The following is a 26,060-nucleotide window of genomic DNA, read 5'->3' as shown; positions in this document are numbered from 1 at the left end:
AACACCCCTGTATCCACTAGAAGTTGAACTGGCCGATGTTCTTCGCGTCGAACACGGTCGGCTTGCCCAGGTTGATCACGCCATCCTTGCCGATGGTGAACGAGCCCATGTCGCCGGCCTTGAAGGTCTCGCCCTCCTTGCCGGTGATCTGCCCGGACACCAGCGCCACCGCGGTACGGGCGGCCAGCTCGCCGAGCTTCGCCGGGTCCCACAGCTCGAAGCCGTCGACGGTGCCGTTCTTGACGTACTTGCGCATGTCGTTGGGGGTGCCGAGGCCGGTCAGCTTGACCTTGCCCTTGTACTTGGAGCCGGAGAGGTACTGGGCGGCGGCCTTGATGCCGACGGTGGTCGGGGAGATGATCCCCTTCAGGTTCGGGTGTTCCTGGAGGAGGCCCTGGGTCTGCTGGAAGGACTGCTGGGCGTCGTCGTTGCCGTAGGCGACCTTGACCAGCTTGATGTTCTTGTACTTGGGGTCCTTCAACTCCTCCTTCATGAAACCGATCCAGGTGTTCTGGTTCGTCGCGGTCTGCGCGGCCGACAGAATCGCGATCTCGCCCTTGTAGCCGATCTGCTGGGCGAGCAGCTGCACCTGGGTGCGGCCGAGGTCCTCGGCGCTGGCCTGCGAGACGAAGGCGTTGCGGCACTCGGGGTTGGTGTCGGAGTCGTAGGTGACGACCTTGATCTTGTTGCTCATGGCCTGCTTGAGCGCGGTGCACAGGGCGCCCGGGTCCTGCGCGGAGACGGCGATGGCGTTCACCTGCTGCTGGGTGAGCGTGTTGACGTAACTCACCTGACCGGAGGTATCGGTGGCGTTGGTCGTGCCCACCTCCTTGTACTTCTCGCCGAGTTCGGTGAGCGCCTTCTCGCCGCCCTTGTCGGACGTGGTGAAGTACGGGTTGTTGACCGCCTTGGGCAGGAAGCCGACGGTGAGCCCCTTCTTGAGGGCAGCGTTCGGGTCCGCCTTGCCGCCGGTGACGGCCGAGCCGGTGTTCTCGTCCTTGACGTCCTTCTTGGTGGTGCCGCCGCAAGCGGTGGCGACGAGGGTGAGAGACGTGACGGCGACGAGGGCCGCAAGGGCACGGCGAAGGGATGTTTTGCGCATGTCGGTTCCTTTGTGACGAAGGTGAGTACGACGCGTCCTGAAGGGGCGCGGGGAACTGCGCGACCAGCCACAACCGGCCGGCAGCTTTCGAACGACCTATCCGACGGCGCGCGCAGCGGCCCTCGCGATGGCAATCTGGCGTGCGACCCGAGGGCCAAGCACCGAAACAACGAGCAGCACACCGGTGACGACAATCTGCGACTGTGCCGAAACGTTCAGCAGGCTCATCACGTTCTGCAACGCCCCGAGCAGAAAGACACCGGCGACCGCACCTCCCAACGTCCCCTTCCCACCGTCGAAGTCGATCCCGCCGAGCAACACCGCGGCTACGACGGACAGTTCGAGCCCGGTCGCGTTGTCATAGCGGGCACTGGCGTAGTGCAGCGCCCAGAACACCCCGGTGAGAGAAGCCATCAACCCCGTCACCGTGAACAGGATCAGCTTCTGGCGCCGGACCCGAATACCGGCGAACCGAGCAGCCTCCACGTTGGCGCCGATCGCGAACAACGACCGCCCGAACGGCGTGGCATGCAACACGACCACGGCAATCGCGAGCAACACCAGGAAGGGCAGGAAAGCCTGCGGCAAGAACGTGCCCCCGAGCCGCCCGGACGCGAAGTCCAGGTACTGCGTGGGGAAGTCGGTCACGGCGTCCGAACCGAGCACGATCTGCGCGATCCCCCGATACGCGGCGAGCGTGCCGATGGTGACCGCGAGGGACGGCAGCCCCAGCCTGGTCACCAACAGCCCGTTGACCAGTCCGCAGGCCACGCCCAGCAGCAGGCAGATCGGGATGATCGTCTCGATGGCCATGCCGTCGTTCCACAGCTTGCCCATCACCGCGCCCGACAGCCCGGCCGTGGAGGCGACCGACAGATCGATCTCACCCGAGACGACCAACAGGGTCATCGGAAGGGCGATCAGTGCGATGGGGAGCGTGTTGCCGATCAGGAACGACAGGTTCAGCACGTTGCCGAAGCCGTCCACGAAGGAGAAGGAGAACAGCAGCAGGACGATCAGGAGGGCGCCGACGACCGTGTCCCAGCGGATCGCGCGCGTCAACGACTCAGGCATGGCGGGCGTTCCTCTTCTTCAGTGCGGTGGCCACGCGCAGGGCGACGATCCGGTCGACGGCGATGGCGAGGATGAGCAGGATGCCGTTGATGGCGAGCACCCAGACGGAACTGACACCGAGGGCGGGAAGCACGCTGTTGATGGAGGTCAGCAGGAGAGCGCCGAGGGCCGCGCCGTAGACGCTGCCGGAGCCGCCGGTGAAGACCACGCCACCCACGACTACCGCGCTCACGACGGTGAGTTCGTAGCCGGTGCCGGTGCCGGAGTCGACGTTGCCGAAGCGGGCCAGGTACATCGCGCCGGCGAGTCCGGCGAGTCCGCCGCAGAAGGTGTACGCGGCGAGGGTCCGCTTGCGGACGGGGATACCGGCGAGCCGGGCGGCTTCGGGGTTGGAGCCGAGCGCGTACAACTCCCGTCCGCTGCCGAAGTGTTTGAGGTAGTAGGCGGTAGCGATGAGAACAGCGAGCGCGATCAGCGCCAGCCAGGGCACCGCGGACAGTCCGCCGGAGCCGAAGTCCACGAATCCGCCCGGGAGATCGGCGGCGGTGATCTGCCGTGAGCCGACCCAGATGGAGTCGACGCCCCGGATGATGTACAGCGTGCCGAGGGTGACGACCAGGGCGGGCACCTGCCCCAGACTGACCAACAGCCCGTTGACCAGGCCGAGTCCGATGCCGAGCAGCACCGCCAGCAGGATCGCGATGACAGCGTTGCCACCGCCCTGGAGATAGGTGCCGGTGGCGAAGGCGGTGATGCCGAGGGTGGAGCCGACCGACAGGTCGACGTTGCGGGTGATGACGACCAGCGACTGACCGGTGGCGACCAGGACCAGGATGGTCGCGTTGAGGAGCAGGTCCTTGATGCCCTGCTCGGACAGGAACTGGCTGTTGCCCGCCTGGGTGATGCCGATCATCACCAGGAAGACGAGCAGGATGGCGAGTTCACGCATCTTGAAGACCCGGTCGACCAGCCGGGTGCTGCTCGACTCGGGCACTTCGGCGGCGGGCGCGGGATTGGGAGCCGTGACCGTCATGCGGCGGCCCTCCCGGTGGCTGCGGCCATCACGGCTTCCTCGGTGGCTTCGGAGCGGGGGATCTCGGCGGTGAGGCGGCCCTCGTGCATCACGAGCACGCGGTCGGCCATGCCGAGGATCTCGGGCAGATCGGAGGAGATCATCAGGACGGCGACCCCGTCGGCGGCCAACTCGCTGAGCAGCCGGTGCACTTCGGCCTTGGTGCCGACATCGATGCCACGGGTCGGCTCGTCGACGATCAGCACCTTGGGGCCGGTGGCCAGCCACTTGGCGAGGACGACCTTCTGCTGGTTGCCGCCGGAGAGGGTGTTGACGGTGTCGGCGATCCGCGCGTACTTGACGTGCAGCTTCACCGCCCAGTCGAGGGAACGGCTGCGCTCGGCGGCGCGGTCGACGAGGCCCGCCTTGACGGTCGTACGCAAGCCGGTCAGGCCGATGTTCCGCTCGATGGACATGTCCATCACCAGGCCCTGGGCGCGTCGGTCCTCGGGGACGAGGGCGAGGCCCGCGGCCATCGCGGTCGAAGGGGCGCCGTTCGTCAGCGACCTGCCGTCGACCTCGACGCCGCCGGCGTCCCACCGGTCGATGCCGAAGACGGCCCGCGCCACCTCGGTGCGGCCGGCGCCGACGAGCCCGGCGAGACCGACGATCTCTCCGCGCCGTACGTCGAAGGACACGTCGGTGAAGACGCCCTCGCGGGTCAACCGCTTGACGCTCAGGGCGACTTCACCGGGTTCGACGTCCTGCTTGGGGTACAGCTCGTCGAGGTCGCGGCCGACCATGCGTCGTACGAGATCGTCCTCGGTCATTCCCTCGACCGGCTCGCTGGAGATCAGGGCGCCGTCGCGCAAAGTGGTGACGCGTTGGCAGATCTGGAAGATCTCCTCCAGGCGGTGCGAGATGAACAGGACGGCTGCGCCCTGTTCGCGCAGGGTGCGGACGACGCCGAAGAGGCGGGCCACCTCGCTGCCGGTGAGGGCGGCCGTCGGCTCGTCCATGATGAGGACGCGGGCGTCGAAGGAGAGCGCCTTCGCGATCTCCACGATCTGCTGGTCGGCGATGGACAGTCCGCGCGCCGGGCGGTCGGGGTCGAGCTCGACGCCGAGCCGCTTCATCAGGGCGGCGGTCGCCGTGTACGTGGCCTTGTGGTCGATACGGCCGAGGGCGCGGCGGGGCTGGCGGCCCATGAAGATGTTCTCGGCGATCGACAGGTCGGGGAAGAGGGTCGGTTCCTGGTAGATCACGGCGATACCCGCGTCGCGGGCGTCGCCGGGGCCGTGGAAGAGGACGGGCGCGCCGTCGAGCAGCACCTGGCCGGCGTCGGGCCGGTGCACACCGGCGAGGGTCTTGATGAGGGTGGACTTGCCCGCGCCGTTCTCACCGGCGAGTGCGTGCACCTCACCGGGGAAGAGTTCGAGGGACACGTCCCGCAGGGCGCGCACCGCGCCGAAGGACTTGGAGATGCCCTTGAGCGCGAGCACCGGGGCCGGACCCGCTTCTGACGGGTGGGTCATGAGGGGCTCCTCGACGACGCCGGCGGGTAGGCCCTCACAGCGTCGTGAAAGGTTTCAACTTGGTTGCCGGGACGTTAGGCGCGCCAGCCTTGTCACGTCAATGGGTCCGCGTCGAAAAACTTTCGATAGCCAAAGGTCACATTGGAGTCACGGGCCACAGGCTTCGCCGTAGGGCTTGACACCCCTTCGGGAGGCTCATAGCTTCGCTCTCTGAATCGTTTCATACATACGCCGTTCCGTCGCACGTCACAGGAGCCGTCAAGTGACCGATCTCGCCGCGGTGAAGGCCGCTCTCAGGACCCAGGCAGTCGAGACGCCGTCGTGGGCGTACGGGAACTCGGGGACCCGGTTCAAGGTCTTCGCCCAGGAGGGCGTTCCCCGGACTCCGCAGGAGAAGCTGGAGGACGCGGCGAAGGTCCACGAGTTCACCGGCGTGGCGCCGACCGTGGCCCTGCACATCCCCTGGGACCGGGTCGACGACTTCGGGGCGCTGGGGAAGTTCGCGGAGGACCACGGGCTGAAGCTCGGCGCGATCAACTCCAACACGTTCCAGGACGACGACTACCGGCTCGGGAGTGTGTGTCATCCCGATGCGGCGGTGCGGCGCAAGGCGCTCGATCATCTGCTGGAGTGCGTCGACATCATGGACGCGACGGGCTCCGCCGATCTGAAGCTCTGGTTCGCCGACGGCACGAACTATCCGGGGCAGGATGATCTGAGCGCGCGCCAGGATCGGTTGGCGGAGGCGCTTGCGGCGGTGTACGAGCGGCTCGGGGACGGGCAGCGGATGTTGCTGGAGTACAAGTTCTTCGAGCCGGCGTTTTACGCGACGGATGTTCCGGACTGGGGGACGGCGTACGCGCATTGCCTGAAGCTCGGGCCGAAGGCGCAGGTTGTGGTCGACACGGGGCATCACGCGCCCGGCACCAATATCGAGTTCATCGTCGCGACCTTGTTGCGGGAGGGGAAGCTCGGGGCGTTCGACTTCAACTCTCGGTTCTATGCGGACGATGACCTGATGGTGGGGGCGGCTGATCCTTTTCAGTTGTTCCGGATCATGTATGAGGTGATTCGGGGTGGGGGGTTCACGGCTGATGTTGCCTTCATGCTCGATCAGTGTCACAACATCGAGGCGAAGATTCCGGCGATCATTCGGTCGGTGATGAATGTGCAGGAGGCTACGGCGAAGGCGTTGCTCGTGGATCGAGGGGCGTTGGCTGCGGCGCAGGGTGCGGGGGATGTGCTGCAGGCCAATGCCGTGGTGATGGACGCGTACAACACGGATGTGCGGCCGTTGCTGCGGGAGTTGCGCGAGGAGCAGGGGCTTGCCCCTGACCCGATTGCGGCGTATCGGGCCAGCGGGTGGCAGGAGCGGATTGTTGCTGAGCGGGTTGGGGGGCAGCAGGCCGGGTGGGGCGCCTGAGCGTCTGCCGGGTATCTGTCGTTTGCGGGTGCGGGTCCGTTGTGGCTGGTCGCGCAGTTCCCCGGGCCCCTAAAAAAATTGCGCTCGCCCTCTCTCAAGAAGGACTGAAGGTTCATGGCACCTCACCCCGAAGCCGACGCCCTCCTCGCCCGGTCCAATCTGCTGGGTTCCGATGCCCGTAACACCAACTACGCCGGCGGTAATACGTCCGCAAAGGGCACCGACACCGATCCCGTCACCGGCGGTGACGTCGAGTTGATGTGGGTGAAGGGGTCCGGCGGTGACCTTGGGACCCTTACCGAATCCGGGCTGGCTGTGTTGCGGCTGGACCGGATGCGGGCGCTTGTCGATGTGTACCCGGGCGTGGACCGCGAGGACGAGATGGTGGCCGCGTTCGACTACTGCCTGCATGGGAAGGGGGGTGCGGCGCCTTCCATCGACACCGCCATGCACGGGCTCGTGGACGCGGCGCATGTCGATCATCTGCACCCCGACTCCGGGATCGCGCTCGCCTGTGCCGCCGACGGGGAGAAGCTGACGGCCGAGTGTTTCGGTGACACCGTGGTGTGGGTGCCCTGGCGGCGGCCCGGGTTTCAGTTGGGGCTGGACATCGCTGCCGTCAAAGCCGCCAATCCGCAGGCCGTTGGCTGTGTGCTCGGGGGGCACGGGATCACCGCGTGGGGTGACACGTCCGAGGAGTGCGAGCGGAACTCGCTGCACATCATCCGTACCGCCGAGGCATTTCTCGTCGAGCGGGGAAGGCCGGAGCCCTTCGGGCCCGTCATTGAGGGGTACGGTCCGCTCGGCGACGGTGAGCGACGGGATCGGGCCGCCGCGCTTGCGCCGTACGTCCGTGCTGTCGCCTCTCAAGACCGGCCGCAGGTGGGGCACTTCACCGATTCCGGTGTCGTGCTTGATTTTCTCGCGCGGGCCGAGCATCCCCGGCTTGCCGCGCTCGGTACCTCGTGTCCCGACCACTTCCTGCGGACCAAGGTCAGGCCGCTCGTTCTCGATCTGCCGCCCACCACTCCGCTGGACGAGGCGATCGCTCGACTGAAGGAATTGCACTCCGCCTATCGGGACGACTACGCCGCCTATTACCAGCGGCACGCTCTGCCCGACTCCCCCGCGATGCGTGGTGCCGACCCGGCCATCGTGTTGATCCCGGGTGTCGGCATGTTCTCCTTCGGCAAGGACAAGCAGACCGCGCGTGTGGCCGGCGAGTTCTACGTCAACGCCATCAACGTGATGCGTGGCGCCGAGGCCGTGTCGGCTTACGCGCCGATCGAGGAGTCGGAGAAGTTCCGTATCGAGTACTGGGCGTTGGAGGAAGCCAAGCTTCAGCGGATGCCCAAGCCCAAGCCGCTTGCCACTCGGGTCGCGCTCGTCACCGGTGCGGGGAGTGGGATCGGGAAAGCTATTGCGCGGCGGTTGGTCGATGAAGGAGCTTGTGTCGTTGTCGCGGATCTCAACTCCGCGAGTGCGCAGGCTGTTTCGGAGGAACTGGGTGGGCCCGACAAGGCCGTTGCCGTAACGGTTGATGTGACCGACGAGGGCCAGATCGCTGACGCCTTCAAGGCTGCCCTGCTCGCCTTCGGTGGGGTCGATCTTGTCGTCAACAATGCCGGGATCTCCATCTCCAAGCCCCTGCTGGAGACTTCGGCTCGGGACTGGGATCTGCAACACGACATCATGGCCCGTGGGTCGTTCCTCGTCTCGCGTGAGGCTGCCCGGGCGATGATCTCGCAGGGGCTCGGTGGTGACATTCTGTACATCGCTTCCAAGAACGCCGTGTTCGCCGGGCCCAACAACATCGCCTACTCCGCGACCAAGGCCGACCAGGCCCATCAAGTACGGCTGCTCGCCGCCGAGTTGGGTGAGCACGGCATCCGTGTCAACGGGATCAACCCGGACGGTGTCGTGCGCGGCTCGGGCATCTTCGCGGGCGGCTGGGGCGCACAGCGCGCGGCCACCTACGGGATCGAGGAGGAGAAGCTCGGCGAGTTCTACGCCCAGCGGACCATCCTCAAGCGGGAGGTACTGCCGGAGCATGTCGCCAACGCCGTATTCGCGCTCACGGGTGGGGACTTGACGCACACCACCGGACTGCACGTCCCGGTCGACGCCGGCGTTGCGGCCGCCTTCCTTCGGTGAGCGGCGACGTGAAGGCGTATGCCGCGGTCGACCTCGGCGCGTCCAGTGGGCGGGTCATGGTCGGCCGTGTCGGGCCCGACTCCCTGGAGTTGGCGGAGGCGCACCGCTTTGCCAACCGGCCCGTCCGCACGCCTGAAGGGCTGCGCTGGGACATCCTCGCGCTGTACGCCGGTGTCCTTGACGGGCTCCGGGCGGCGGGCCCGGCCGTGGATTCCGTTGGCATCGACAGCTGGGCCGTGGACTACGGCCTGTTGGACGCGGACGGGGCCTTGCTGGGCAATCCCGTGCACTATCGGGACGCCCGCACGGAAGGCGTCGCCGAGAAGGTGTGGGCGACCGTGCCCGCGAGTGAGTTGTACGTGTCGACCGGGTTGCAGTACGCACCGTTCAATACGGTGTACCAGCTGACGGCCGCCCGCGACTCCGCTCAACTGGCACACGCCGAGCGGCTGTTGCTCATCCCCGATCTGCTGTCGTACTGGCTCACGGGCGAGCAGGGCACCGAGCTGACGAACGCCTCGACCACCCAGCTCATCGATCCCCGGACGCGCGACTGGGCGTACGACATCGCCTCCCGGCTCGATATCGACCTCGGGCTGTTCGCGCCCCTGCGGCAGCCTGGCGATCCGGCGGGGGTGTTGCGGTCCGAGGTGCTGGAGGAGACGGGGCTTCGGGGTCCGGTGCCGGTGACGGCGGTCGGGTCACATGACACAGCGTCAGCCGTCGCCGCCGTTCCGGCAGTTGAGGAGCGGTTCGCCTATATCTGCACCGGCACCTGGTCGTTGGCCGGGCTGGAACTCGACGCGCCGGTGCTCTCCGAGGCGAGCCGGGCCGCCAACTTCACCAACGAGTTGGGACTGGACGGCACGGTCCGCTATCTGCGCAACATCATGGGGCTGTGGCTGCTTCAGGAATGTGTACGGGCCTGGGGCGAGCCGGAGTTGGGCGAGTTGCTACGCGCGGCTGCTCGGGTTCCGGCGCTGCGGTCGGTCGTGGACGCGGGTGACGCGGCGTTTCTGGCGCCGGGGCGGATGCCGGAGCGGATCGCGGACGCGTGTCGTGGCTCCGGGCAGCCGGTGCCGGAGTCCCGGGACGAGATCACGCGCTGCATTCTCGACTCCCTCGCGCTCGCCCATCGGCGGGCGGTCTGCGACGCCCAGGATCTCGCCGGCCACGGAGTCGATGTGGTGCATATTGTCGGTGGGGGTACGCGCAACGCCCTGTTGTGCCAACTGACCGCCGACGCTTGTGGGTTGCCGGTGGTGGCCGGTCCCACGGAGGCCGCCGCGCTGGGCAATGTGCTCGTCCAGGCGCGGGCCCACGGGCTCGTCGGTGACCTGGCCGGGATGCGGGGGCTGCTCGCCCGTACCCAGCCCTCGACCCGGTACGAACCGCAGGGCGACACCGCCCGGTGGCGGGCGGCGCAGGCCCGGCTCGCCGCGCGGTGACCCGGGGGCTCCCCCAGACGGTGACCTCCGACTACGCTGCACTCATCCGATGATCGACCACTAAGGAGCCGCGATGCGTGTCGCCCTGTTCCTGACTTGCGTCAACGACACGCTCTATCCGGATACCGGGCGCGCCGTGGTGAAACTGCTGACCAGACTGGGCGTCGAGGTCGACTTCCCGATGGCCCAGACCTGCTGCGGACAGGCGCACTACAACACCGGCTACCGCCATGAGGCCGAGCCGCTGGCCCGGCATTTCTCCGATGTCTTCGGCGAGTACGAGGCGATCGTCACGCCGTCCGGGTCGTGCGGGGCGATGGTGCGGGAGCTGTATCCGCGGATGGGGGAAAGGGCCAGGGCGGAGGGGCGCGGTGACGCTCTCGCTGCCACGTTGGCGCCGGTGGTGCCGAAGACGTACGAGCTGACCGAGTTCCTCGTGGACGTGCTCGGGGTGACGGATGTGGGTGCCTACTATCCGCACAAGGTGACCTATCACCCCACCTGCCACGGGCTGCGCAGCCTCGGGCTCGGCGACAGGCCCCTGAAGCTCCTCCAGGCCGTCAAGGGGCTGGAGTTGGTCGAGCTGCCCGGTGCCGACGAGTGCTGCGGGTTCGGCGGGACGTTCGCCGTGAAGAACGCCGACGTGTCGGCGGCGATGGGCACCGACAAGGTGCGCAACGCCCAGTCGACGGGCGCCGAGGTGCTGTGCGCGGCGGACAACTCCTGCCTGATGCACATCGGCGGCACGATGACCCGGCTCCACACCGGGATGCGGCCGGTGCACATCGCGGAGATCCTGGCCGCGACGGAATCGGAAGAGGAGGCGGGCGCATGAGCGAGACGTTCGTCGGAATGCCCACGTTCCCGGCCTTCCCCGTCGCGGCCCACGAGGCCGTCAACAACCAGACCCTGCGCGGAAATCTGCGCCACGCCACCCACACGATCCGCGCCAAGCGGGCCAAGGCCGTGGCGGAGCTGTCCGACTGGGCCGCCCTGCGCGAGGCAGGCAAGCAGATCAAGGACCACACCCTCCGCCATCTCGACCGGTATCTCGTCCAGTTGGAGGAGTCGGTGACGGCGGCCGGCGGCATCGTCCACTGGGCCGCCGACGCGGACGAGGCCAACCTGATCGTCACTCAACTCGTCAAGGAGACGGGCGAGTCGGAGGTCGTCAAGGTCAAGTCGATGGCCACGCAGGAGATCGGGCTCAACGAAGCCCTGGAGGCGGCGGGCATCCGCGCCTACGAGACCGATCTCGCCGAACTCATCGTGCAGTTGGGCCAGGACCGCCCCTCGCACATCCTGGTCCCCGCGATCCACCGCAACCGCGGCGAGATCCGGGAGATCTTCGTCCGCGAGATGAGCGAGTGGGGTCGCCCGGCCCCGGACGGGCTGACCGACACGCCCGCCGAACTCGCCGAGGCCGCCCGTCTGCACCTGCGGGAGAAATTCCTGCGCGCCAAGGTGGGTATCTCCGGGGCCAACTTCATGGTCGCCGAGACCGGCACGCTCGTCGTCGTCGAGTCCGAGGGCAACGGCCGCATGTGCCTCACCCTCCCCGAGACGCTGATCTCGGTCGTCGGCATCGAGAAGATCGTGCCCACCTGGCAGGACCTGGAGGTGTTCCTGCAGACCCTCCCCCGCTCCTCGACCGCCGAGCGCATGAACCCGTACACCAGCACGTGGACGGGCACGACGGACGGCGACGGGCCGCGCACCTTCCACCTGGTGCTCCTCGACAACGGCCGCACCGACACCCTCGCCGACGAGGTCGGCCGCCAGGCGCTGCGCTGCATCCGCTGCTCGGCCTGCCTGAACGTCTGCCCGGTGTACGAGCGGGCCGGCGGTCACGCCTACGGCTCGGTCTACCCGGGGCCGATCGGCGCGATCCTCAGCCCCCAACTCCGGGGCACCGCAAGCGAGATCGACGCCTCGTTGCCGTACGCCTCCTCCCTGTGCGGGGCCTGCTACGAGGTGTGCCCGGTCGCCATCGACATCCCCGAGGTGCTGGTGCATCTGCGGGAGCGGATCGTGGAGGGCGGGCCGGTGACCCGGGAGGGCAACAAGGTCGTCCTGCAACCCGCAAAGGGACATGCCGCCGAGCGGGCGGCCATGCGGGCGGCGCGCTGGACGTTCAGCCACCCGGGTGCCCTGCGCACCGGGCAACGGCTCGCGTCCCGCACCCGCCGCTTCCATCCCCGGACCCTGCCCGGCCCCGGCAAGGCGTGGAGCGGTACCCGGGACCTGCCGGCCGTACCCGCGGAGCCGTTCCGCGACTGGTGGCAGCGCACGCACGGCGGAAAGGACGGCGCCAAGTGAGCAGCAGGGAACGGATTCTGGGCCGTGTGGAGCGCGCCCTCGCGGACGTGCCACAGGACGACACGCCCTACGACCAGGCCGTCGAGCGCGGCTATCTGCGCGAGCACGGGGACCGGAGTGTCGAGCAGACGGTGGACCTGCTCGCCGAGAACCTGGCTGACTACCGGGCGATCGTGCACCGGTGCACGGAGGCCGAACTGGCCGCCGTGATCGCCGGGTTGCTCGCCGAGCGGGGTTCCCGGACGGTCGTCGTACCGCCAGGTCTTGAGCCCTCCTGGCTCGCCGCGGCCGACGTCGAGCAGATCGCGGACCGGGCCGAGAACACCCCGCACGAGCTGGACCGGGTCGACAGTGTGGTCACGGCGTGCGCGGTGGCCGCCGCCGAGACCGGCACCATCGTCCTGGACGGCGGCCCGGACCAGGGCCGCCGCCGGATCACGCTCGTCCCCGACCATCACATCTGTGTCGTGCGGGTGCCGGAGCAGGTGGTCTCCTCGGTCCCCCAGGCACTCCGACGACTCGACCCCGCCCGCCCGTTGACCTGGATCTCCGGTCCTTCGGCGACCAGTGACATCGAGCTGGACCGGGTCGAGGGGGTGCACGGTCCGCGCACGCTGGAGGTGGTGCTGGTGAGCGGTCAGGCGAGCGTGGAGGTCAACGCGTAGCTGCCGGACGGCAGTTGGTAGGAGGCGGTGCCGTCCGCGAAGTCCAGGAACTCGACGCCCGGCGTCTCGGCCAGCGGTGTCCTGCCTTCGCGGACGGTCGACGGGTCGCTGGTGGGGATGCGCAGGGTCGCCGTGCTGTTCGCGGGGACGACGGCCCGGTACGTCAACTGCCCGTCCCGCGCGGTCCATTCGCTCACGATCTCCCCGTACGGCGAGACGTGGGAGCCGGTCACCCGCGTGATCCTCCCGGTCGGGTCGATGTGCGGCCGGAGGAAGAAGTGCTTGAAGCCCGGATGGGCCGGGTCCCTGGCGATGCCGGCCATGCTCTCGTACATCCACTCCATGATCGCGCCGTAGGCGTAGTGGTTGAACGAGTTCATGTCGACCGGCCCGAAGCCGTCCTCCTTCGAGTACGAGTTCCAGCGCTCCCAGACCGTGGTGGCGCCGTTCGCCACCGAGTAGAGCCAGGACGGCATCGCCTTCTGGTGCAGCAGCTTGTACGCCAGGTCGACGCGTCCCTCGTCGGTGAGGACGGGGGCGATGACGTTCACGCCGAGGAAGCCCACGGAGAGGGTGTTCTCCGGGTACTCCACGCGGGTGCTGTCGGGGTGGGCCTTCTTGTAGGCCGCGCTGTTGCCGATGTTGTCGGCGAGCAGGGTGACGAGTTGGCGGTGCTGGGCCTCCGTGTCGTAGAAGCCGAGTTCGAGGATCCAGAGGAGGGCGGTCTGGGTGTTGTCCTCGGTCTTGCCGGTGCTGTTGCCGGGGGTGTGCGGCGGTGGGTCGCCGAGGCTCGACCGGACGGTGATCCGGCCCGTGTCGGGGTCGGTGGTCAGGTACTTGGTGATGAAGGTCCGCTTGATGTGGGCGAAGAGCTCGTCGTAGGCGGACGCCTCGGCGGTGCGGCCGGTGGCTCGGGCCATGTCGGCCATGAGGCGGGCGCTGTGGCCGTAGTAGACGTCGCTGATGAGCTGGGTGCTGGTGATCTGGAAGGCGAGCCAGTCGCCGAAGATCGCGCCCTGGCCCGCGTAGGTGTCGCCGGTGCGGTGCCGGATCCAGTCCAGGTACCTGGTCATCGCCGTCCAACTGCGGTCGATGATCGTGGTGTCGCCGGACATCTGCCACACCGTCCACGGCACGACCACCCCGCAGTCCGCCCAACCGCTCGCCGGGAGTGCCTGGCTGTAGCGGTGGCCCGGGGCGACCCAGGTGAACTGGGCGCCGTCCGCGCCGTATACGCGCTGTGAGTCGATCAGTGTGTCCTGGAAGTGGCTGAGGTAGGCGACCGCGTCGGTGTTGTACAGGCCTGTGGGGGCGAAGAGTTGGGTGTCGCCGGTCCAGCCGAGGCGTTCGTCGCGTTGGGGGCAGTCGGTGGGAATCCACAGGTAGTTGCCGCGTTGGCCCCAACGGACATTGCTGATCAGCTGGTTGACGTCGGTGTCGTCGGTGGTGACGCTGCCGATGTCGTGCAGGGCGGAGGTGGCCACTCGGCCCGTGAGTTCGGTGAGGGTGACGGTCTCGGTCGTGGTGACGGAGACGTAGCGGAAGCCGTAGAAGGTCAGCGAGTCCTGGTGGGTCTCGCCGGCGGGGTCGCCCTTGAGGATGTAGGTGCTGGTGGCCTCTGCGGTGCGGAGGTTCGCGCGGTAGACGGAGCCGACCGGTCCGTCGGCACCGGCGCTGTCGTCGTTGAGTATCTCGCCCGGTTCGAAGGCGACTTGGGCGCCCGCCGGGCCGCGCAGGGTGTAGCGGGGCACGCCGACCAGGTTCTGGCCGAGGTCGATGACGGCGGTGTCGCCCGGGTGCAGGGTGACGGAGGCGGTGGCCGCGCGGGTGGGGTCGGTGACCGTGCGGGCGGGGTCGACGACGATCCGGCCCCTGCCGTTCGCGCTGCCGTCCTGACCCGTCACGCCCGTGTGGACGGTGACGGAGTGCGGGGTCCGGTCCCATTCGGGCATCAGGCGGGCGCTCTCACCGGGATGGGCGACCAACTGGGCGTCGGGGAAAGGGTCGTGCTCCTCGACAGTGGCCCAGGTGGAGGCGTCGAAGCCGTTCGCTGTCCAGCCCGGGAGCTCCTTGCGGGCGTCGTAGGTCTGGCCGTCGTAGAGGTCGTCGGCGCGGTAGGGGCCGGTGTCGGTGGCTCGCCAGTCGTCGCCGGGGGCGGTCACGATCGTCTGGGTCGAGCCGTCGGCGTACCGGATGAGGAGTTTCGCCTTGAGGGCCAGGGGGTTGCCGTCGGCCGAGTAGTAGGTGCTGTTCTCGGAGATGCGGCCGTTGTACCAGCCGTTGCCGAGGACGGCGGCGAGGGTGACCCGCGACGGGTCCGTGACCAGGTCCGTGACGTCGTAGGTGAAGTAGTTGACGGTGGTGTCGTAGTTGGTCCAGCCCGGGGGCAGGAACTCGTACGTGGTGCCGTCGCCCTGGGGCACGGGGACGCGCCGGCCGTTGACGTAGGCGTCGTACACGCCGAGTGCGGACAGGTACAGCCGGGCCTCGCTCACCGGGCCGCCCGTCAGTGCCGTCTCGCGGCGGAGGAGCGGTGCGCCGGCGGTGTTCGGCCGTTTGCCGGTCATGCCGATCCACCTCGCGCCGTCCCAGCCGGTGACGCCGTCGGTGCCGAGCAGGCCGGTCTCGAAGTGGGCGGGGGGTGCGGCGGGGACGGTTCGGCCGTGCTCGTCCCAGATCGTCACCGTCCAGTGGTAGCGGGTCGAGGCGTGCAGTTCGGGGCCGGAGTAGCGCACGGCGACCGAGTCCGACGCGTCGACGCGACCGCTGTCCCAGACGTCGGCGCGGCCGTGGGCAAGCTGCTCGGGCGAGGTGGCGACCAGGATCCGGTACGCCGTCTGGTGCCGGCCCCGCACGGTGGACGCCATGCGCCAGCCGAATCGCGGGTGTGCCGCGTCGATGCCGAGCGGGTCGGTGCGGTGTTCCGCGGTCAGGCCCGACACCGTGGTGCCGGCCGAGGGGGTTCCTTCGGTGGAGGCCGTTCCGTCGACTCCGTCGTTCATGCCGCTGTCCCTTCAGCCTGCCGGGAAGTGGAGGTGTACCGCTGAGATGGAGTGGCTTCGCATCCTTTCAAGGTCGACATGCCCCCGTCACCAGCCAGTAGGCCCCCGCTGATGGGCGGCGCGGGACCGGCGCCGTTAGCGTGAGGTCATGATCCGGTTCGAGCAGGTCAGCAAGCGGTATCCGGACGGCACGACGGCCGTGGACGGGCTGTCCTTCGAGGTGAACGAAGGCGAACTCGTCACCCTCGTGGGCCCGTCCGGCTGCGGCAAGACGACGACCATGATGATGGTCAACCGGCTCATCGAGCCCACCTCCGGCCGGATCCTCGTGAACGGCGAGGACATCGCCACTGTCGACCCGGTGCGGCTGCGCCGCCGTATCGGATACGTCATCCAGCAGGTGGGGCTGTTCCCGCACCGCACGGTCCTCGACAACACGGCGACCGTGCCGTCCCTGGTCGGCTGGAAGCGGGCGAAGGCGCGGGCCCGGGCCGCCGAGCTGCTCGATCTGGTGGGCCTGGACCCGAAGACGTACGGTCCGCGCTATCCGGAGCAACTGTCGGGCGGGCAGCGCCAGCGCGTCGGTGTGGCGCGGGCACTGGCCGCCGATCCGCCGGTGCTGCTGATGGACGAACCGTTCGGCGCCGTCGACCCCGTGGTGCGGGAGCAGTTGCAGGACGAGTTCCTGCGGATGCAGGCCGCCGTGCGCAAGACGGTCCTGCTGGTCACGCACGACATCGAGGAAGCGGTGCGGCTGGGTGACCGTATCGCCGTGTACGGGCAGGGGCGGATCGAGCAGTACGACACTCCCGGTGCGGTGCTCGGTACTCCGGCGACGCCGTATGTCGCCGAGTTCGTGGGCGCGGACCGGGGGCTGAAGCGGCTGTCGGTGACGGAGATCGAGCCCGACGACCTGGAACAGCCGCCGGTCGCCCGTGCGGACGAGCAGGCGCAGCGGGCTGCCGACCGGCTGCGGGTCGAGGGCGCGAGATGGGCGGTGGTCCTCGACGAGCAGGGCGAACTGCAGGGCTGGGTCAAGGCCGACGAACTCGCCGCAGGCGGCACGGTCGGCGACCTCGCCCATCGCATGAACGCGTGGGTACCGGTGGGCGCCCCCTTGAAGCAGGCGTTCGGCGTGATGCTCCAGCACGACGCCGGGTGGGTCGCCGTGCTGGACGGAGCGCGCTTCCTCGGCGTGCTGACTCCGGCGAAGCTCCACGAGGCGCTACGGCGGTCCGTGGACGCGGATGCGCTCGGAGTGCCGCGGGGCCAGGTGGACTTCGACTCGGTGGCGGACGCCTGAGGAGCGCTCTGCCGCTCAGGAGTAGGTGAGGGGGCAGCCCTGTCGGAGCGCGTGCTGGGCGGCGCGCAGATACAGGGCCACGTAGAAGGCCGTGTCCAGATCCTCGCTCCAGCGCCCGGGCCGGGCGGCGGCGAACTCCTCCGCCTCGCCCTCCAGGAACCAGAACGTCAGGGCGAGGTTCCCGGTCATCTCCGGTATCTCGACGGGCAGTTCGAGAGCCGCGGCCAGCCGCTCAGCGAGGGCGAGCACCTGCGGTGCGCCCACGATCACCGTCTCGTCCGTGTAGGCGGAGCCGATGGGCAGCCGTATCTCCTCGTCGAGCGAGATCGGCACCAGCACCGACCAGCCGCCGATCAACTCCCGCCCGGCAGGCGTCAGTTGGGCACGACACAGCGCGTCGAACCCCTGCATGGACGGACTCAGCTTCTCCTCGAACGCCGCCCCGAAGTCCCGCTCCGGCACGGACGCGTACGGCGGCAGCCCGCGTCGGGCCAGCTCCGCGTCGAGCCCCTTGGCTATCGCGCCCAGGCCCCCTTCCCCCGTGTCCTCACCGAACCACTCTCCTGCACCGACATCGACCAGATAGACACCCATGCTCGAAAGGTACAAGGCGCCACTGACAATCCCCCCGCGCTCACTTCAGCAGGCCCTTGTCCTTCAGATACGTCCGCGCCACGTCCTGCGCCAACCGCCGCCAGCTGTCCACCTGTTGGTTCATGGACGCCAGGTCGGCCGTGGTCAGGACGTCGTTCAGTTTCCCCAGCGCCTCGGTCACGCCCGCGCTGCCCGCCCGGGAGCGGTTGACGACCGGGACGACGTAGTCGGCGTTCTGGAGGTGCTTGTCGTCGGTGAGGAGGACCAGGCCGAAGTCGTCGAGGGTGGCGTCCGTAGTCGTGGTCAGCACCATCTGGTCCTGGCCGTTCTGCACGGCGCTCTTGGCCTGTGTCGTGCCGACGCCCTTCGGGTCGACGGCGGTGATGTCGATGCCGTAGGTCTTCTTCAACCCCGGTTCGCAGTACGGCCGTTGCACACACTCGTCGCCCGCCGCGAGCCGCACCTTGAGTCCCGAGGCGCCGAGGTCGCTGAGGGTCTTGAGGTGGTGTTCGCGAGCGTACGAGCGGGCCACCGCGAAGGCGTTCTGGTCGACGGCCTTCCCGGGGTCGAGGATCGTGAGGCCGCGTGGCGTGGCCAGTTGGCGGAGTGCCTTCATCGTGGTGGCGAGGTCGGGTGAGCCGACGGCCGGTGCGTCGGGGCCGTTGGTCTTGGCATTGAGCCAGTCGGCGAAGGTGGCCGCGTACTCGGGCACGACGTCGATCTGCCCTGATTCCAGGGCCGGTTCGTAGAGTTCGCGGTTGGCGACGGTGAGCAGGGACGTCTTGTATCCGGCCTGGTTCAGCAGCAGCGCGTACATCTGGGCGAGCAGATCGCTCTCGGTGAATCCGGCCGAGCCGATGGTGAGGTGGTGGCTGTCGCCGGGCGGTGCGGTGACGGCGCCCTGGTTCTCCAGGGACGGGCCGGTCGAACAGCCGGTGACCAGGAGCAGTCCGGCCACCACCATCCGGCGCAGTCGCTTCATCGCGCTCTCCCCGCCCACCGGGGCGCCAGCCGTTCGGCGACCTCGAAGACGCCCTCGACGAGCAGCGCGAACACCGCGACGAGCACGGCCCCGGCCACCACCTGCGCGGTGTTGGCGAGGTTGAAGCCGGCGGTGATGATGCGGCCGAGCCCGCCGCCGCCCGCCAGCGCGGCGATCGTGGCGGTGGCGACGAGCTGGACGGCCGCGATCCGTACGCCGTTCATCAACAGCGGGAGTGAGAGGGGCAGTTCGACGCGGAACAGCATCTGCGGCCCGGTCATCCCCATGCCGCGCGCGGCCCGCACCACGTCGCGGTCGACCTCGCGCATGCCGACGTACGCGTTGGTGAGCAGGGGCGGTACGGCGAACAGGACGAGGGCGACGACCGTGGGCCCCTCGCCCCACTTGCCGATCGGGGTCAGGAGCAGCAGGACCAGTACGGCGAAGGTGGGCACCGCGCGGCCGATGTTGGAGATGTTGACGGCGAGTGCGCCGCCCTTGCCGAGGTGGCCGAGGACGAGGGCGACCGGCAGTGCGATCAGACAGCTGATGACCAGGCAGACGACCGTGAGGACGAGGTGCTGCGCGAGCCGGTGCCAGATGCCGTCGTCCCCGGTCCAGTGGGCGGAGTCGGTGAGCCAGTGCCAGGCGCCGGTCAGGGTGTTCATCCGCGCACCGCCCTGGTCCAAGGCGTGATGAGCCGTTGCACGAGCAGGAGGAGCAGGTCGGCGACGATCGCGATCACCACGCACAGTACGGACGCGGTGAGCACCTGTGCCTTGAAGTAGGTGTTCATGCCCGCGTAGATGAGGTTCCCGAGTCCCCCGAAGCCGACGATCGCACCGACCGTGACCAGCGAGACCGCCGAGACGGTGGCGATGCGCAGACCGGCCATCGCGGCCGGGAGCGCGAGGGGCAGTTCCACGGTGAGGAGGAGGCGGATCGGGCCGTAGCCCATGCCGCGTGCGGCCTGTCGGGTCTCTTCGGGTACGGCGCGCAGGCCGGCGAGGATGTTGCGGACGAGCAGGGTGAGCGAGTAGAGGACGAGTCCGGCGACGACGAGGGTGGCGGACAGTCCGTACACGGGCAGGAGCAGCGAGAACATCGCCAGGGACGGGATCGTGTAGAGGATCGTCGTCACCGCGAGCACCGGGCCGGCGGCCCAGCCCCAGCGGCGGGCCACCACGGCGAGCGGAAGCGCGATGGCGAGGCCGATGAGCACCGAGATCGCGGTCAGCTGGAGGTGCTGGACGACCGCGTCGACGAGGATGTGGCGGCGCGTGCTCAGGTACTCGCCGCAGATCCACTCGTTGCGGGCGAGGCAGTCGTCCGGGGGCGCGGTCACAGGTCCATTGCATCGGTCGGGCCCGGGGGCGGCTCGTTCTGGTGACCCGTACGGGGTGTCGCTGAGTACACCCCGGGATACGGGTTCTGCGCCCAATGTGCGTCGGCCGCCCGCTCCGTAGCGTCTTCAGCGAGGCACAGGGCGTGCCGCACGGAGGGTGATGGCGATGTTTCGCACCGCACGACGCACGCACGACAAGGGACCCGCCGCCGAGGCGCTGCGGCTGGTCAAGGTGAGCAGGACCTACGGCCATGACGACAGCGCCGTGACAGCCCTGGACGGGGTCACGCTGAGCCTGGAGCGCGGTACGTTCACCGCGGTGATGGGGCCTTCGGGGTCCGGCAAGTCGACGCTGTTGCAGTGCGCGGCCGGGCTTGACCGGCCGGACAGCGGGATCGTGATGGTCGACGGCGCGGAGATGACGGGCGGCAGCGAGGCCGAGCTGACGCGGTTCCGGCGCAGTCGGATCGGGTTCGTGTTCCAGCAGTACAACCTCCTGGACACGCTCACCGTCGCGCAGAACACCGTGCTGCCGCTGAAGCTCGCCGGACGGCGCGTCGACCGGAAGCGGGCCCAGGAGGTCCTGACCGCGGTCGGTCTCGGCGACCGGCTCGGCCACCGCCCCGACCAGCTCTCGGGCGGTCAGCGGCAGCGGGTCGCCATCGCCCGCGCGCTGGTCACCGAACCCCGGGTGATCTTCGCGGACGAGCCGACCGGTGCCCTGGACACGCGCAGCGCGCGGGAAATGCTGCTGCTGTTGCAGGAGGCGGTGCGGGTGCACGGCCGGACCGTGGTGATGGTGACGCACGACCCGGTCGCCGCCTCGTACGCCGACTCGGTGCTCTTCCTCGCGGACGGCCGACTCGCCGGCCGGATGCACGCGCCGACCGTCGACGCGGTCGCCGAGCGGCTCGCACACCTGGGCGACGACGTGACGGCGGGGGTGTGAGCGATGTTCGTACTGGCGATACGTTCGATCCGGCAGCGTCCTGGCCGGTTCCTGGCGACACTGCTGGCCGCGTTCCTGGGCGCGGCGATCATCATGACGTTCAACTCGCTGCAGGACACGGTGGCGCAGCACGGCATCGACTCGGTCAGCGCCGACACGCTGTCCACGTCGGCGAGTGTCGTCGGGGGATACGGCACCCTGCTGGTGTTCTTCGCCGTCGCGTCGACGCTGACGGTCAACGTGCGGCAACGGTCGAGGGAGTTGGAGACCCTGCGCTGCTCGGGAGCGACTCCGGCGCAGCTGAAGCGGATGGTTGTAGGTGAGGCGGTGGCCGTCGCTCTGCTGGGCGCGATCCTCGCCATCGGTCCCGCGATGCTCGGCGGCCGGGCACTGCTCGGGGTGTTTCAGGACAGCGGCCAGGTGGCCCGTTCCGTCGACTACTCCTTCGGCCCCTTTGCGCTCCAATCGGGCCTCGGCATCACGCTGTTGGCCGCGGCTGGCGCCGCGTTCCTGGCCGTACGACGAGCGACGCGCGGGCAGCGGCAGCAGGGCCGGGCGCGGACGTTCTTCGCGTACGCCGCACTCGTCGCCGGCGTCGTGTCGGTGACGGCGACCTTCGCCTTCTCCGCCACGGACGCGGCGCTGATGGCGGCACCGGCGTACGGGGCGATCCTTCTGTCGGTGGGACTGGCGCTGCTCGCACCGCGGTTCCTGAAGGGCCTGCTCGACCGGCTCCAACTGACGGGCGCGAGTGGGTGGTTGGCCGTACGCAATCTACGGGAGCGCACTGACCAACTCGCGGGGATCCTGATGTCGCTGATCCTGTTCACGGCGGTGTCCACGGCGACGCTCTACATGCAGGCGGTGGAAAGCGACGCGGTGAAGGCCTCAGGCCTGACGAAGTCGGTGGACGCGAAGAACCTGGAGACCCTCAACTTCACGGTCGTCGGCATCATCGTGGTCTTCGTCTGCGTGATGCTGGTCAACTCGCTGTACGCGGCGACGACTTACCGCGCCCGCGAGTTCGGCGGACAGCGCCTGGCAGGCGCGACTCCGGGGCAGGTGCTCCGCACGGTGGGCGCCGAGACGGCGATCCTCACGGTCACCGGCGTCCTGTCCGGCACGGTGGCCGCGCTGGCGGGGATCGTCCCGTTCACCATGGTCCGCACGGACTCGGTACTGCCGCACCAGGGGCTCGGGATCTGGCTGGCGGTCGTCGCCGTGGCGGCGACGGTGACACTGGGGACGAGCCTGGTGACGGCACGGCGCGTGCTGCGTACGCCGGCGGTGGAGGCGGTGGCATTGGCCGCGTGAGTACGACCGGTCCGGTTGCCTTCGGTTCGGTTCGGGGCAGTCGCAACGGCGGCTGCCCCTTCACCCACGGTCCGGCAGCGCCCCAAAGGGGCACGGGGCTGTATCGATATGCGGCTCCGCCGCGTGGGCGCGCCCAGCCACAACGGAGCAGTAGCCGACCAACAACACTTCCCAACGTTCAAGCAACCCCCGCCGCATCCAGCAACGTCCGCACAGTCTCGACGGTCAACCCGTCCAGGGACTCCAGCTTCGCACCGGCACGCGCACTGGCCCCATCGAAGATCAGCATCAACTGACGTGCCAGCAGCACCGGATCACGTGCGCCACCCAGCTCGGCCTGGTCCCGGAAAGCGTCCTGCAACTTCTCCTTGGCCCCGCGGGCGACCATGCTCGCCGGGTGCTCGGGGTCCTTCAGCTCGACCATCGTGGCGAGGAAGGGGCAGCCCAGATAGCCGGCCTGGGTCGACGCCTTCTCCGCCTGCTCGAAGACGTACAGGATGCGTTCGCGCGGCGTACCGGCGTCGTCCGGACCAGGCATGAGGTGCGCCGCGTAACCGGGGGCGCGCCGCTCCAGGCTCGCGGCCAGGACCTCGTCCTTGCTGTCGAAGAGCTGGTACATCGACCGCTTCGAGACCCCGGCGGACTTGCACAGCGCCTCCACGCCGATGGAGACGCCGTCGCGGTAGAACAGCTCGGCCGCCGCGTCGAGCAGTCGGTCTCGGGGTGACGCCTTCTCTGTCGTGGCCATACTGCGAGGTTACCGCGCCGGACGCCAGGAGGAAACCGATCGGTGTACAAGCTTGCGCAGGCGCCCGATCCCGGGTGACAGTGAAGGTGAACAAGCGCTTGGATATGTTGCTGCGCGCCCGATACACCACCCGTGACCCGCCGGAGGCCCCGTGTTCCGTTCCGTCGACGATGTCGCCGCACGCCTCGCCGAGACCGGCTATCTGGCCTCGCCCGCGGTTGCCACGACCGTCTTCCTCGCCGACCGCCTCGGCAAGCCGCTCCTCGTGGAGGGCCCGGCAGGCGTCGGCAAGACGGAGCTGGCCAAGGCGGTCGCCGAGGTCGCAGGAGCACAGCTGGTCCGGCTGCAGTGTTACGAGGGCGTCGACGAGTCCCGGGCGCTGTACGAGTGGAACCACGCCAAGCAGCTGCTGCGCATCAGCGCGGGCCGCGACGAGAGCTGGGACGAGACCCGGACCGACATCTTCAGCGAGGAGTTCCTGCTCCCCCGCCCGCTGCTCACGGCGATCCGCGGCGACGACCCGAAGGTCCTGTTGATCGACGAGACCGACAAGGCGGACGTCGAGGTGGAGGGCCTGTTGCTGGAAATCCTGAGCGACTTCCAGGTCACCGTCCCGGAGTTGGGCACGATCACCGCGACCCGCCGCCCCTTCGTGGTCCTCACCTCCAACGCGAGCCGCGAACTGTCCGAGGCCCTGCGCCGCCGCTGCCTGTTCCTCCATATCGGCTTCCCCGACGAGGAGTTGGAGCGTCGGATCGTACGGCTGAAGGTGCCGGGGCTCGGCGAGACGCTGGCCGAGTCGGTGGTCCGGGTGGTCGGGGCGCTGCGGGAGATGGAGCTGCGGAAGGTGCCGTCGGTGGCCGAGACCATCGACTGGGCCCGCACCCTCCTGGCGCTCGGCGCCGACACCCTCGACGAGACGGTCGTACGGGACACCCTCGGCGTCCTCCTCAAGCACCAGGACGACATCCTCAGGGCGGCAGCCAAGCTCGACCTGGACGCCGTGTGACCGCCGTCGGTGTCACCGAGCGGCTGACGGGCCTCGTCGGGGCGCTGCGCGCGCACGGTCTGCGCATCGGCACCGGCGAGACCGTGGACGCGGCGCTGGCCATGGAGGCGCTCGGGTTCGCGGACCGGGAACTGCTCCGCGAGGGTCTGGCCGCGACACTGCTGCACGGCACGGCCCAACGCCCGGTGTTCGACCCGGTCTTCGACCTGTACTTCCCGCGCGGCGTCGGAGCACCGCAGGGCGAGCCCACCAACCGCGAGGACCTCCGCGACCGGCTCACGGCAGCGCTGACCGCCAACGACCGAGCGCTGATGGGGCAGTTGGCGGCGGAGGCCGTCGACGGCTTCGGCGGATACGGCAACTCCCCCACGTCGGACGGTTGGTCGTCGCACCAGACCCTGGAGTGGCTGCGACCGCAGACGCTGCTGGCTCGGGTGCGGACGAGCATCCGGGCGGAGGGCGGGCAGTCCGGGTTCACCGACCGGCTGCTCGACGAGGAGATCCGACAGCGCATCGAGGGCTTCCGTCGGCAGGTCGCCGGGGAGGCGCGGCGCCGGGTCGCCGAGCGGCGCGGCCGGGACGAGATCGCCCGTCGGGCGATCGCACCGACGGCCGACCGCGTCGACTTCCTGTTCGCCGGACGGGCCCAACTGGCCGAGCTGCGCAGGGCGGTTCAGCCCCTGGCCCGGAAGCTGGCCACCCGCCTCGCCGCGCGTCGGCGCCGTGCGTCCCGGGGCACGATCGACCTCCGCCGCACGCTGCGCGGTTCACTGTCGACGGGCGGGGTGCCGATGCGGCCCGTGCTGCGCCGACGCCGGCCCGTCCGGCCCGAACTGGTGCTGCTGTGCGACGTGTCGGGCTCGGTGTCGGGCTTCTCCGACTTCACGATGCTGCTGGTGCAGGCGCTGCACGACCAGTTCAGCAAGGTGCGCGTGTTCGCCTTCGTCAACCGCCTCGACGAGGTGACCCCGCTGCTCGTGCACGGCACGGCCGACCCCGAGGGCCTGGGCACCCGCATCCGCGACGAGGCCACCCTCACCGGCTGGCACGGCAGCAGCGACTACGGCGTCGCCCTGGGCGAGTTCGCGGAACGGTACGGCGACGCCGTCGGCCCGCGTACGACCGTGTTCGTCCTCGGCGACGCCCGCACCAACATGAGCGACCCGAACCTCCCGGCCGTCCGGCACATCGCCCAACGGGCCCGCCGTGTCTACTGGTTGAACCCCGAGCAGCGCTCCCAGTGGGGCACCGGCGACTCGGCGGCGCCCGGCTACGCGGAGCTGGTCGAGATGCACGAGTGCCGGAACGCGCAGCAACTCAGCGCGCTGGTCGGCCGGTTGCTGCCGATCTGACTAGGCCGCCGCCAACTGCGGGTACAGCGCACCGCCTTCGGCGGAGAGCCCGGCCTTCACCTGACGGGTCAGGTCGTCGGCCAGGACCTCGAAGGCGCCGGACTCGATGCCGTCGAGGGCCTGTGCCGCCACGCTCTCGGGAGTGGACTTGGGACCGTCGACGTGGGCGGCCATGTCGGTGTCGACGTAGCCGACATGCAGTCCGGTGACGTCGATCCCGCGCGGCTTCAGGTCCAGGCGCAGGGAGTTGGTCTGCGACCAGAGGGCCGCCTTGGAAGCGCTGTAGGAGCCCAGGACGCCCAGCCACGACAGCACCGAGTGCACGTTGAGGATGTGGCCGCCGCCGTTGCGTTCGATGATCGGCACGAAGGCGCGCGTGACGAGCAGCGGGCCGTAGAAGTTGGTCTCGAACTCGCGGCGGACGTCCTCGACGGGCGAGTCCAGGAAGTTCGCGTTCACGGCGGCGCCCGCGTTGTTGATCACGATCGTGACGTCCTGCGCCTGTTCGGCAGCTGCCGCGACGGACGCGGGGTCGCTGACCTCCAGCGCCAGCGGCACGGCGTCCGGGTGCGTGACGGTCTTCGGGTCACGGGCGGTGGCGTACACCTTCTTCGCGCCGCGCTCGTACAGGGCGGTGACCAGCGCCCGGCCGATACCGCGGCTGCCGCCGGTGACGAGGACGACGGAACCTTCGATGTTCGTCATGGGGATCTCCCGAGGTGAGGGATGC

The 26,060-nt window shown here is 69.2% G+C and carries 22 protein-coding genes; 11 read left to right on the top strand and 11 right to left on the bottom strand.

The window, feature by feature from the left end; translation table 11 throughout:
• Positions 1-16: 16 nt before the first annotated feature.
• From rhaS to AB0I69_RS02575, 4 genes are all read right to left on the bottom strand, one after another.
• Positions 17-1,102 carry a rhamnose ABC transporter substrate-binding protein gene (gene rhaS / locus AB0I69_RS02590; protein ID WP_363093650.1) on the bottom strand — a complete coding sequence of 362 codons (1,086 nt, stop codon included), beginning with the start codon at positions 1,100-1,102 and terminating at the stop codon, positions 17-19.
• Between the two features lie 96 nt (positions 1,103-1,198).
• Positions 1,199-2,176, bottom strand: a complete 978-nt coding sequence (locus AB0I69_RS02585; RefSeq protein ID WP_363093649.1) for an ABC transporter permease — start codon at positions 2,174-2,176, stop codon at positions 1,199-1,201.
• Positions 2,169-3,209 carry an ABC transporter permease gene (locus AB0I69_RS02580; RefSeq protein WP_363093647.1) on the bottom strand — a complete coding sequence of 347 codons (1,041 nt, stop codon included), beginning with the start codon at positions 3,207-3,209 and terminating at the stop codon, positions 2,169-2,171. Before AB0I69_RS02580 ends, AB0I69_RS02585 begins: the two co-directional genes overlap by 8 nt.
• Complete coding sequence (locus AB0I69_RS02575; RefSeq protein ID WP_363093646.1) at positions 3,206-4,723, bottom strand: sugar ABC transporter ATP-binding protein; 1,518 nt, start codon at positions 4,721-4,723, stop codon at positions 3,206-3,208. The genes AB0I69_RS02580 and AB0I69_RS02575 overlap by 4 nt, the downstream gene beginning before the upstream one ends.
• A gap of 262 nt (positions 4,724-4,985) precedes the next feature.
• Here AB0I69_RS02575 and rhaI point away from each other — a divergent pair, with 262 nt between their 5' ends.
• From rhaI to AB0I69_RS02545, 6 genes are all read left to right on the top strand, one after another.
• On the top strand, positions 4,986-6,146 hold the full coding sequence (gene rhaI / locus AB0I69_RS02570) for an L-rhamnose isomerase (protein WP_363093645.1): 1,161 nt from the start codon (positions 4,986-4,988) through the stop codon (positions 6,144-6,146).
• A 114-nt stretch (positions 6,147-6,260) separates the two neighbouring features.
• A complete protein-coding gene (locus AB0I69_RS02565) occupies positions 6,261-8,300 on the top strand; it encodes a bifunctional aldolase/short-chain dehydrogenase (protein ID WP_363093644.1) in 2,040 nt (679 codons plus the stop codon).
• Positions 8,301-8,308: 8 nt separating this feature from the next.
• Positions 8,309-9,748 carry a rhamnulokinase family protein gene (locus tag AB0I69_RS02560; protein ID WP_363094156.1) on the top strand — a complete coding sequence of 480 codons (1,440 nt, stop codon included), beginning with the start codon at positions 8,309-8,311 and terminating at the stop codon, positions 9,746-9,748.
• 73 nt (positions 9,749-9,821) lie between these two features.
• Positions 9,822-10,583 carry a (Fe-S)-binding protein gene (locus AB0I69_RS02555; protein ID WP_363093643.1) on the top strand — a complete coding sequence of 254 codons (762 nt, stop codon included), beginning with the start codon at positions 9,822-9,824 and terminating at the stop codon, positions 10,581-10,583.
• The gene (locus tag AB0I69_RS02550; protein WP_363093642.1) at positions 10,580-12,067 is read left to right on the top strand and encodes a LutB/LldF family L-lactate oxidation iron-sulfur protein; all 1,488 of its coding nucleotides are present in this window, start codon (positions 10,580-10,582) and stop codon (positions 12,065-12,067) included. Before AB0I69_RS02555 ends, AB0I69_RS02550 begins: the two co-directional genes overlap by 4 nt.
• Positions 12,064-12,732, top strand: a complete 669-nt coding sequence (locus AB0I69_RS02545) for an LUD domain-containing protein (protein ID WP_363093640.1) — start codon at positions 12,064-12,066, stop codon at positions 12,730-12,732. Before AB0I69_RS02550 ends, AB0I69_RS02545 begins: the two co-directional genes overlap by 4 nt.
• Here AB0I69_RS02545 and AB0I69_RS02540 read toward each other — a convergent pair.
• The gene (locus AB0I69_RS02540; protein ID WP_363093638.1) at positions 12,705-15,734 is read right to left on the bottom strand and encodes a family 78 glycoside hydrolase catalytic domain; all 3,030 of its coding nucleotides are present in this window, start codon (positions 15,732-15,734) and stop codon (positions 12,705-12,707) included. The two genes, AB0I69_RS02545 and AB0I69_RS02540, sit on opposite strands and share 28 nt — an antisense overlap.
• A 148-nt stretch (positions 15,735-15,882) precedes the next feature.
• Between AB0I69_RS02540 and AB0I69_RS02535 the strand changes: the two genes are divergently transcribed.
• A complete protein-coding gene (locus tag AB0I69_RS02535) occupies positions 15,883-17,037 on the top strand; it encodes a betaine/proline/choline family ABC transporter ATP-binding protein (protein WP_363093637.1) in 1,155 nt (384 codons plus the stop codon).
• Between the two features lie 15 nt (positions 17,038-17,052).
• Here the strand turns inward: AB0I69_RS02535 and AB0I69_RS02530 are convergent, their stop codons facing one another.
• Genes AB0I69_RS02530 through AB0I69_RS02515 form a run of 4 tightly spaced genes read right to left on the bottom strand, consistent with a single transcriptional unit; the run spans position 17,053 to position 19,958 of the window.
• Positions 17,053-17,631 (bottom strand): hypothetical protein, encoded by a 579-nt coding sequence (locus AB0I69_RS02530; RefSeq protein ID WP_363093636.1) that lies wholly within the window; start codon positions 17,629-17,631, stop codon positions 17,053-17,055.
• Between the two features lie 40 nt (positions 17,632-17,671).
• Positions 17,672-18,613, bottom strand: a complete 942-nt coding sequence (locus tag AB0I69_RS02525; RefSeq protein ID WP_363093635.1) for an ABC transporter substrate-binding protein — start codon at positions 18,611-18,613, stop codon at positions 17,672-17,674.
• Positions 18,610-19,281 carry an ABC transporter permease gene (locus AB0I69_RS02520; protein WP_363093634.1) on the bottom strand — a complete coding sequence of 224 codons (672 nt, stop codon included), beginning with the start codon at positions 19,279-19,281 and terminating at the stop codon, positions 18,610-18,612. Before AB0I69_RS02520 ends, AB0I69_RS02525 begins: the two co-directional genes overlap by 4 nt.
• A complete protein-coding gene (locus AB0I69_RS02515) occupies positions 19,278-19,958 on the bottom strand; it encodes an ABC transporter permease (RefSeq protein ID WP_363093633.1) in 681 nt (226 codons plus the stop codon). The genes AB0I69_RS02520 and AB0I69_RS02515 overlap by 4 nt, the downstream gene beginning before the upstream one ends.
• A 166-nt stretch (positions 19,959-20,124) precedes the next feature.
• Here AB0I69_RS02515 and AB0I69_RS02510 point away from each other — a divergent pair, with 166 nt between their 5' ends.
• Positions 20,125-20,907, top strand: coding sequence for an ABC transporter ATP-binding protein (locus AB0I69_RS02510; protein WP_363093632.1), 783 nt, complete (start codon positions 20,125-20,127; stop codon positions 20,905-20,907).
• Positions 20,908-20,910: 3 nt separating this feature from the next.
• Positions 20,911-22,221 (top strand): FtsX-like permease family protein, encoded by a 1,311-nt coding sequence (locus AB0I69_RS02505; RefSeq protein WP_363093630.1) that lies wholly within the window; start codon positions 20,911-20,913, stop codon positions 22,219-22,221.
• A gap of 178 nt (positions 22,222-22,399) precedes the next feature.
• On the opposite strand, the gene AB0I69_RS02500 is transcribed toward AB0I69_RS02505, so the two are convergent.
• Positions 22,400-22,969 (bottom strand): TetR/AcrR family transcriptional regulator, encoded by a 570-nt coding sequence (locus AB0I69_RS02500; RefSeq protein ID WP_363093628.1) that lies wholly within the window; start codon positions 22,967-22,969, stop codon positions 22,400-22,402.
• Positions 22,970-23,120: 151 nt separating this feature from the next.
• Here AB0I69_RS02500 and AB0I69_RS02495 point away from each other — a divergent pair, with 151 nt between their 5' ends.
• Both AB0I69_RS02495 and AB0I69_RS02490 read left to right on the top strand, forming a co-directional pair.
• Positions 23,121-23,978, top strand: a complete 858-nt coding sequence (locus AB0I69_RS02495; protein ID WP_363093627.1) for a MoxR family ATPase — start codon at positions 23,121-23,123, stop codon at positions 23,976-23,978.
• Entirely contained in the window at positions 23,975-25,330 is a 1,356-nt protein-coding gene (locus AB0I69_RS02490) for a VWA domain-containing protein (protein ID WP_363093626.1), read from the top strand. The genes AB0I69_RS02495 and AB0I69_RS02490 overlap by 4 nt, the downstream gene beginning before the upstream one ends.
• On the opposite strand, the gene AB0I69_RS02485 is transcribed toward AB0I69_RS02490, so the two are convergent.
• Entirely contained in the window at positions 25,331-26,035 is a 705-nt protein-coding gene (locus AB0I69_RS02485; RefSeq protein ID WP_363093625.1) for an SDR family oxidoreductase, read from the bottom strand.
• Positions 26,036-26,060: the final 25 nt, after the last annotated feature.

It is taken from the genome of Streptomyces sp. NPDC050508, from assembly GCF_040655155.1.
Classification (GTDB): domain Bacteria; phylum Actinomycetota; class Actinomycetes; order Streptomycetales; family Streptomycetaceae; genus Streptomyces.
The sequence above is the reverse complement of the archived record's forward strand: the minus strand, read 5'-3'. Positions and strand labels throughout refer to the sequence as shown.

Bases quoted from the DNA above. Each gene is read 5' to 3' on its own strand.
- AB0I69_RS02520 (WP_363093634.1), bottom strand. From the start codon at position 19,281: ATGAACACCCTGACCGGCGCCTGGCACTGGCTCACCGACTCCGCCCAC.
- AB0I69_RS02510 (WP_363093632.1), top strand. From the start codon at position 20,125: ATGTTTCGCACCGCACGACGCACGCACGACAAGGGACCCGCCGCCGAG.
- AB0I69_RS02565 (WP_363093644.1), top strand. From the start codon at position 6,261: ATGGCACCTCACCCCGAAGCCGACGCCCTCCTCGCCCGGTCCAATCTG.
- AB0I69_RS02585 (WP_363093649.1), bottom strand. From the start codon at position 2,176: ATGCCTGAGTCGTTGACGCGCGCGATCCGCTGGGACACGGTCGTCGGC.
- AB0I69_RS02540 (WP_363093638.1), bottom strand. From the start codon at position 15,734: ATGAACGACGGAGTCGACGGAACGGCCTCCACCGAAGGAACCCCCTCG.
- AB0I69_RS02500 (WP_363093628.1), bottom strand. From the start codon at position 22,969: ATGGCCACGACAGAGAAGGCGTCACCCCGAGACCGACTGCTCGACGCG.
- AB0I69_RS02505 (WP_363093630.1), top strand. From the start codon at position 20,911: ATGTTCGTACTGGCGATACGTTCGATCCGGCAGCGTCCTGGCCGGTTC.
- AB0I69_RS02525 (WP_363093635.1), bottom strand. From the start codon at position 18,613: ATGAAGCGACTGCGCCGGATGGTGGTGGCCGGACTGCTCCTGGTCACC.
- AB0I69_RS02485 (WP_363093625.1), bottom strand. From the start codon at position 26,035: ATGACGAACATCGAAGGTTCCGTCGTCCTCGTCACCGGCGGCAGCCGC.
- AB0I69_RS02530 (WP_363093636.1), bottom strand. From the start codon at position 17,631: ATGGGTGTCTATCTGGTCGATGTCGGTGCAGGAGAGTGGTTCGGTGAG.
- AB0I69_RS02555 (WP_363093643.1), top strand. From the start codon at position 9,822: ATGCGTGTCGCCCTGTTCCTGACTTGCGTCAACGACACGCTCTATCCG.
- rhaS (WP_363093650.1), bottom strand. From the start codon at position 1,102: ATGCGCAAAACATCCCTTCGCCGTGCCCTTGCGGCCCTCGTCGCCGTC.
- AB0I69_RS02580 (WP_363093647.1), bottom strand. From the start codon at position 3,209: ATGACGGTCACGGCTCCCAATCCCGCGCCCGCCGCCGAAGTGCCCGAG.
- AB0I69_RS02550 (WP_363093642.1), top strand. From the start codon at position 10,580: ATGAGCGAGACGTTCGTCGGAATGCCCACGTTCCCGGCCTTCCCCGTC.
- AB0I69_RS02535 (WP_363093637.1), top strand. From the start codon at position 15,883: ATGATCCGGTTCGAGCAGGTCAGCAAGCGGTATCCGGACGGCACGACG.
- AB0I69_RS02575 (WP_363093646.1), bottom strand. From the start codon at position 4,723: ATGACCCACCCGTCAGAAGCGGGTCCGGCCCCGGTGCTCGCGCTCAAG.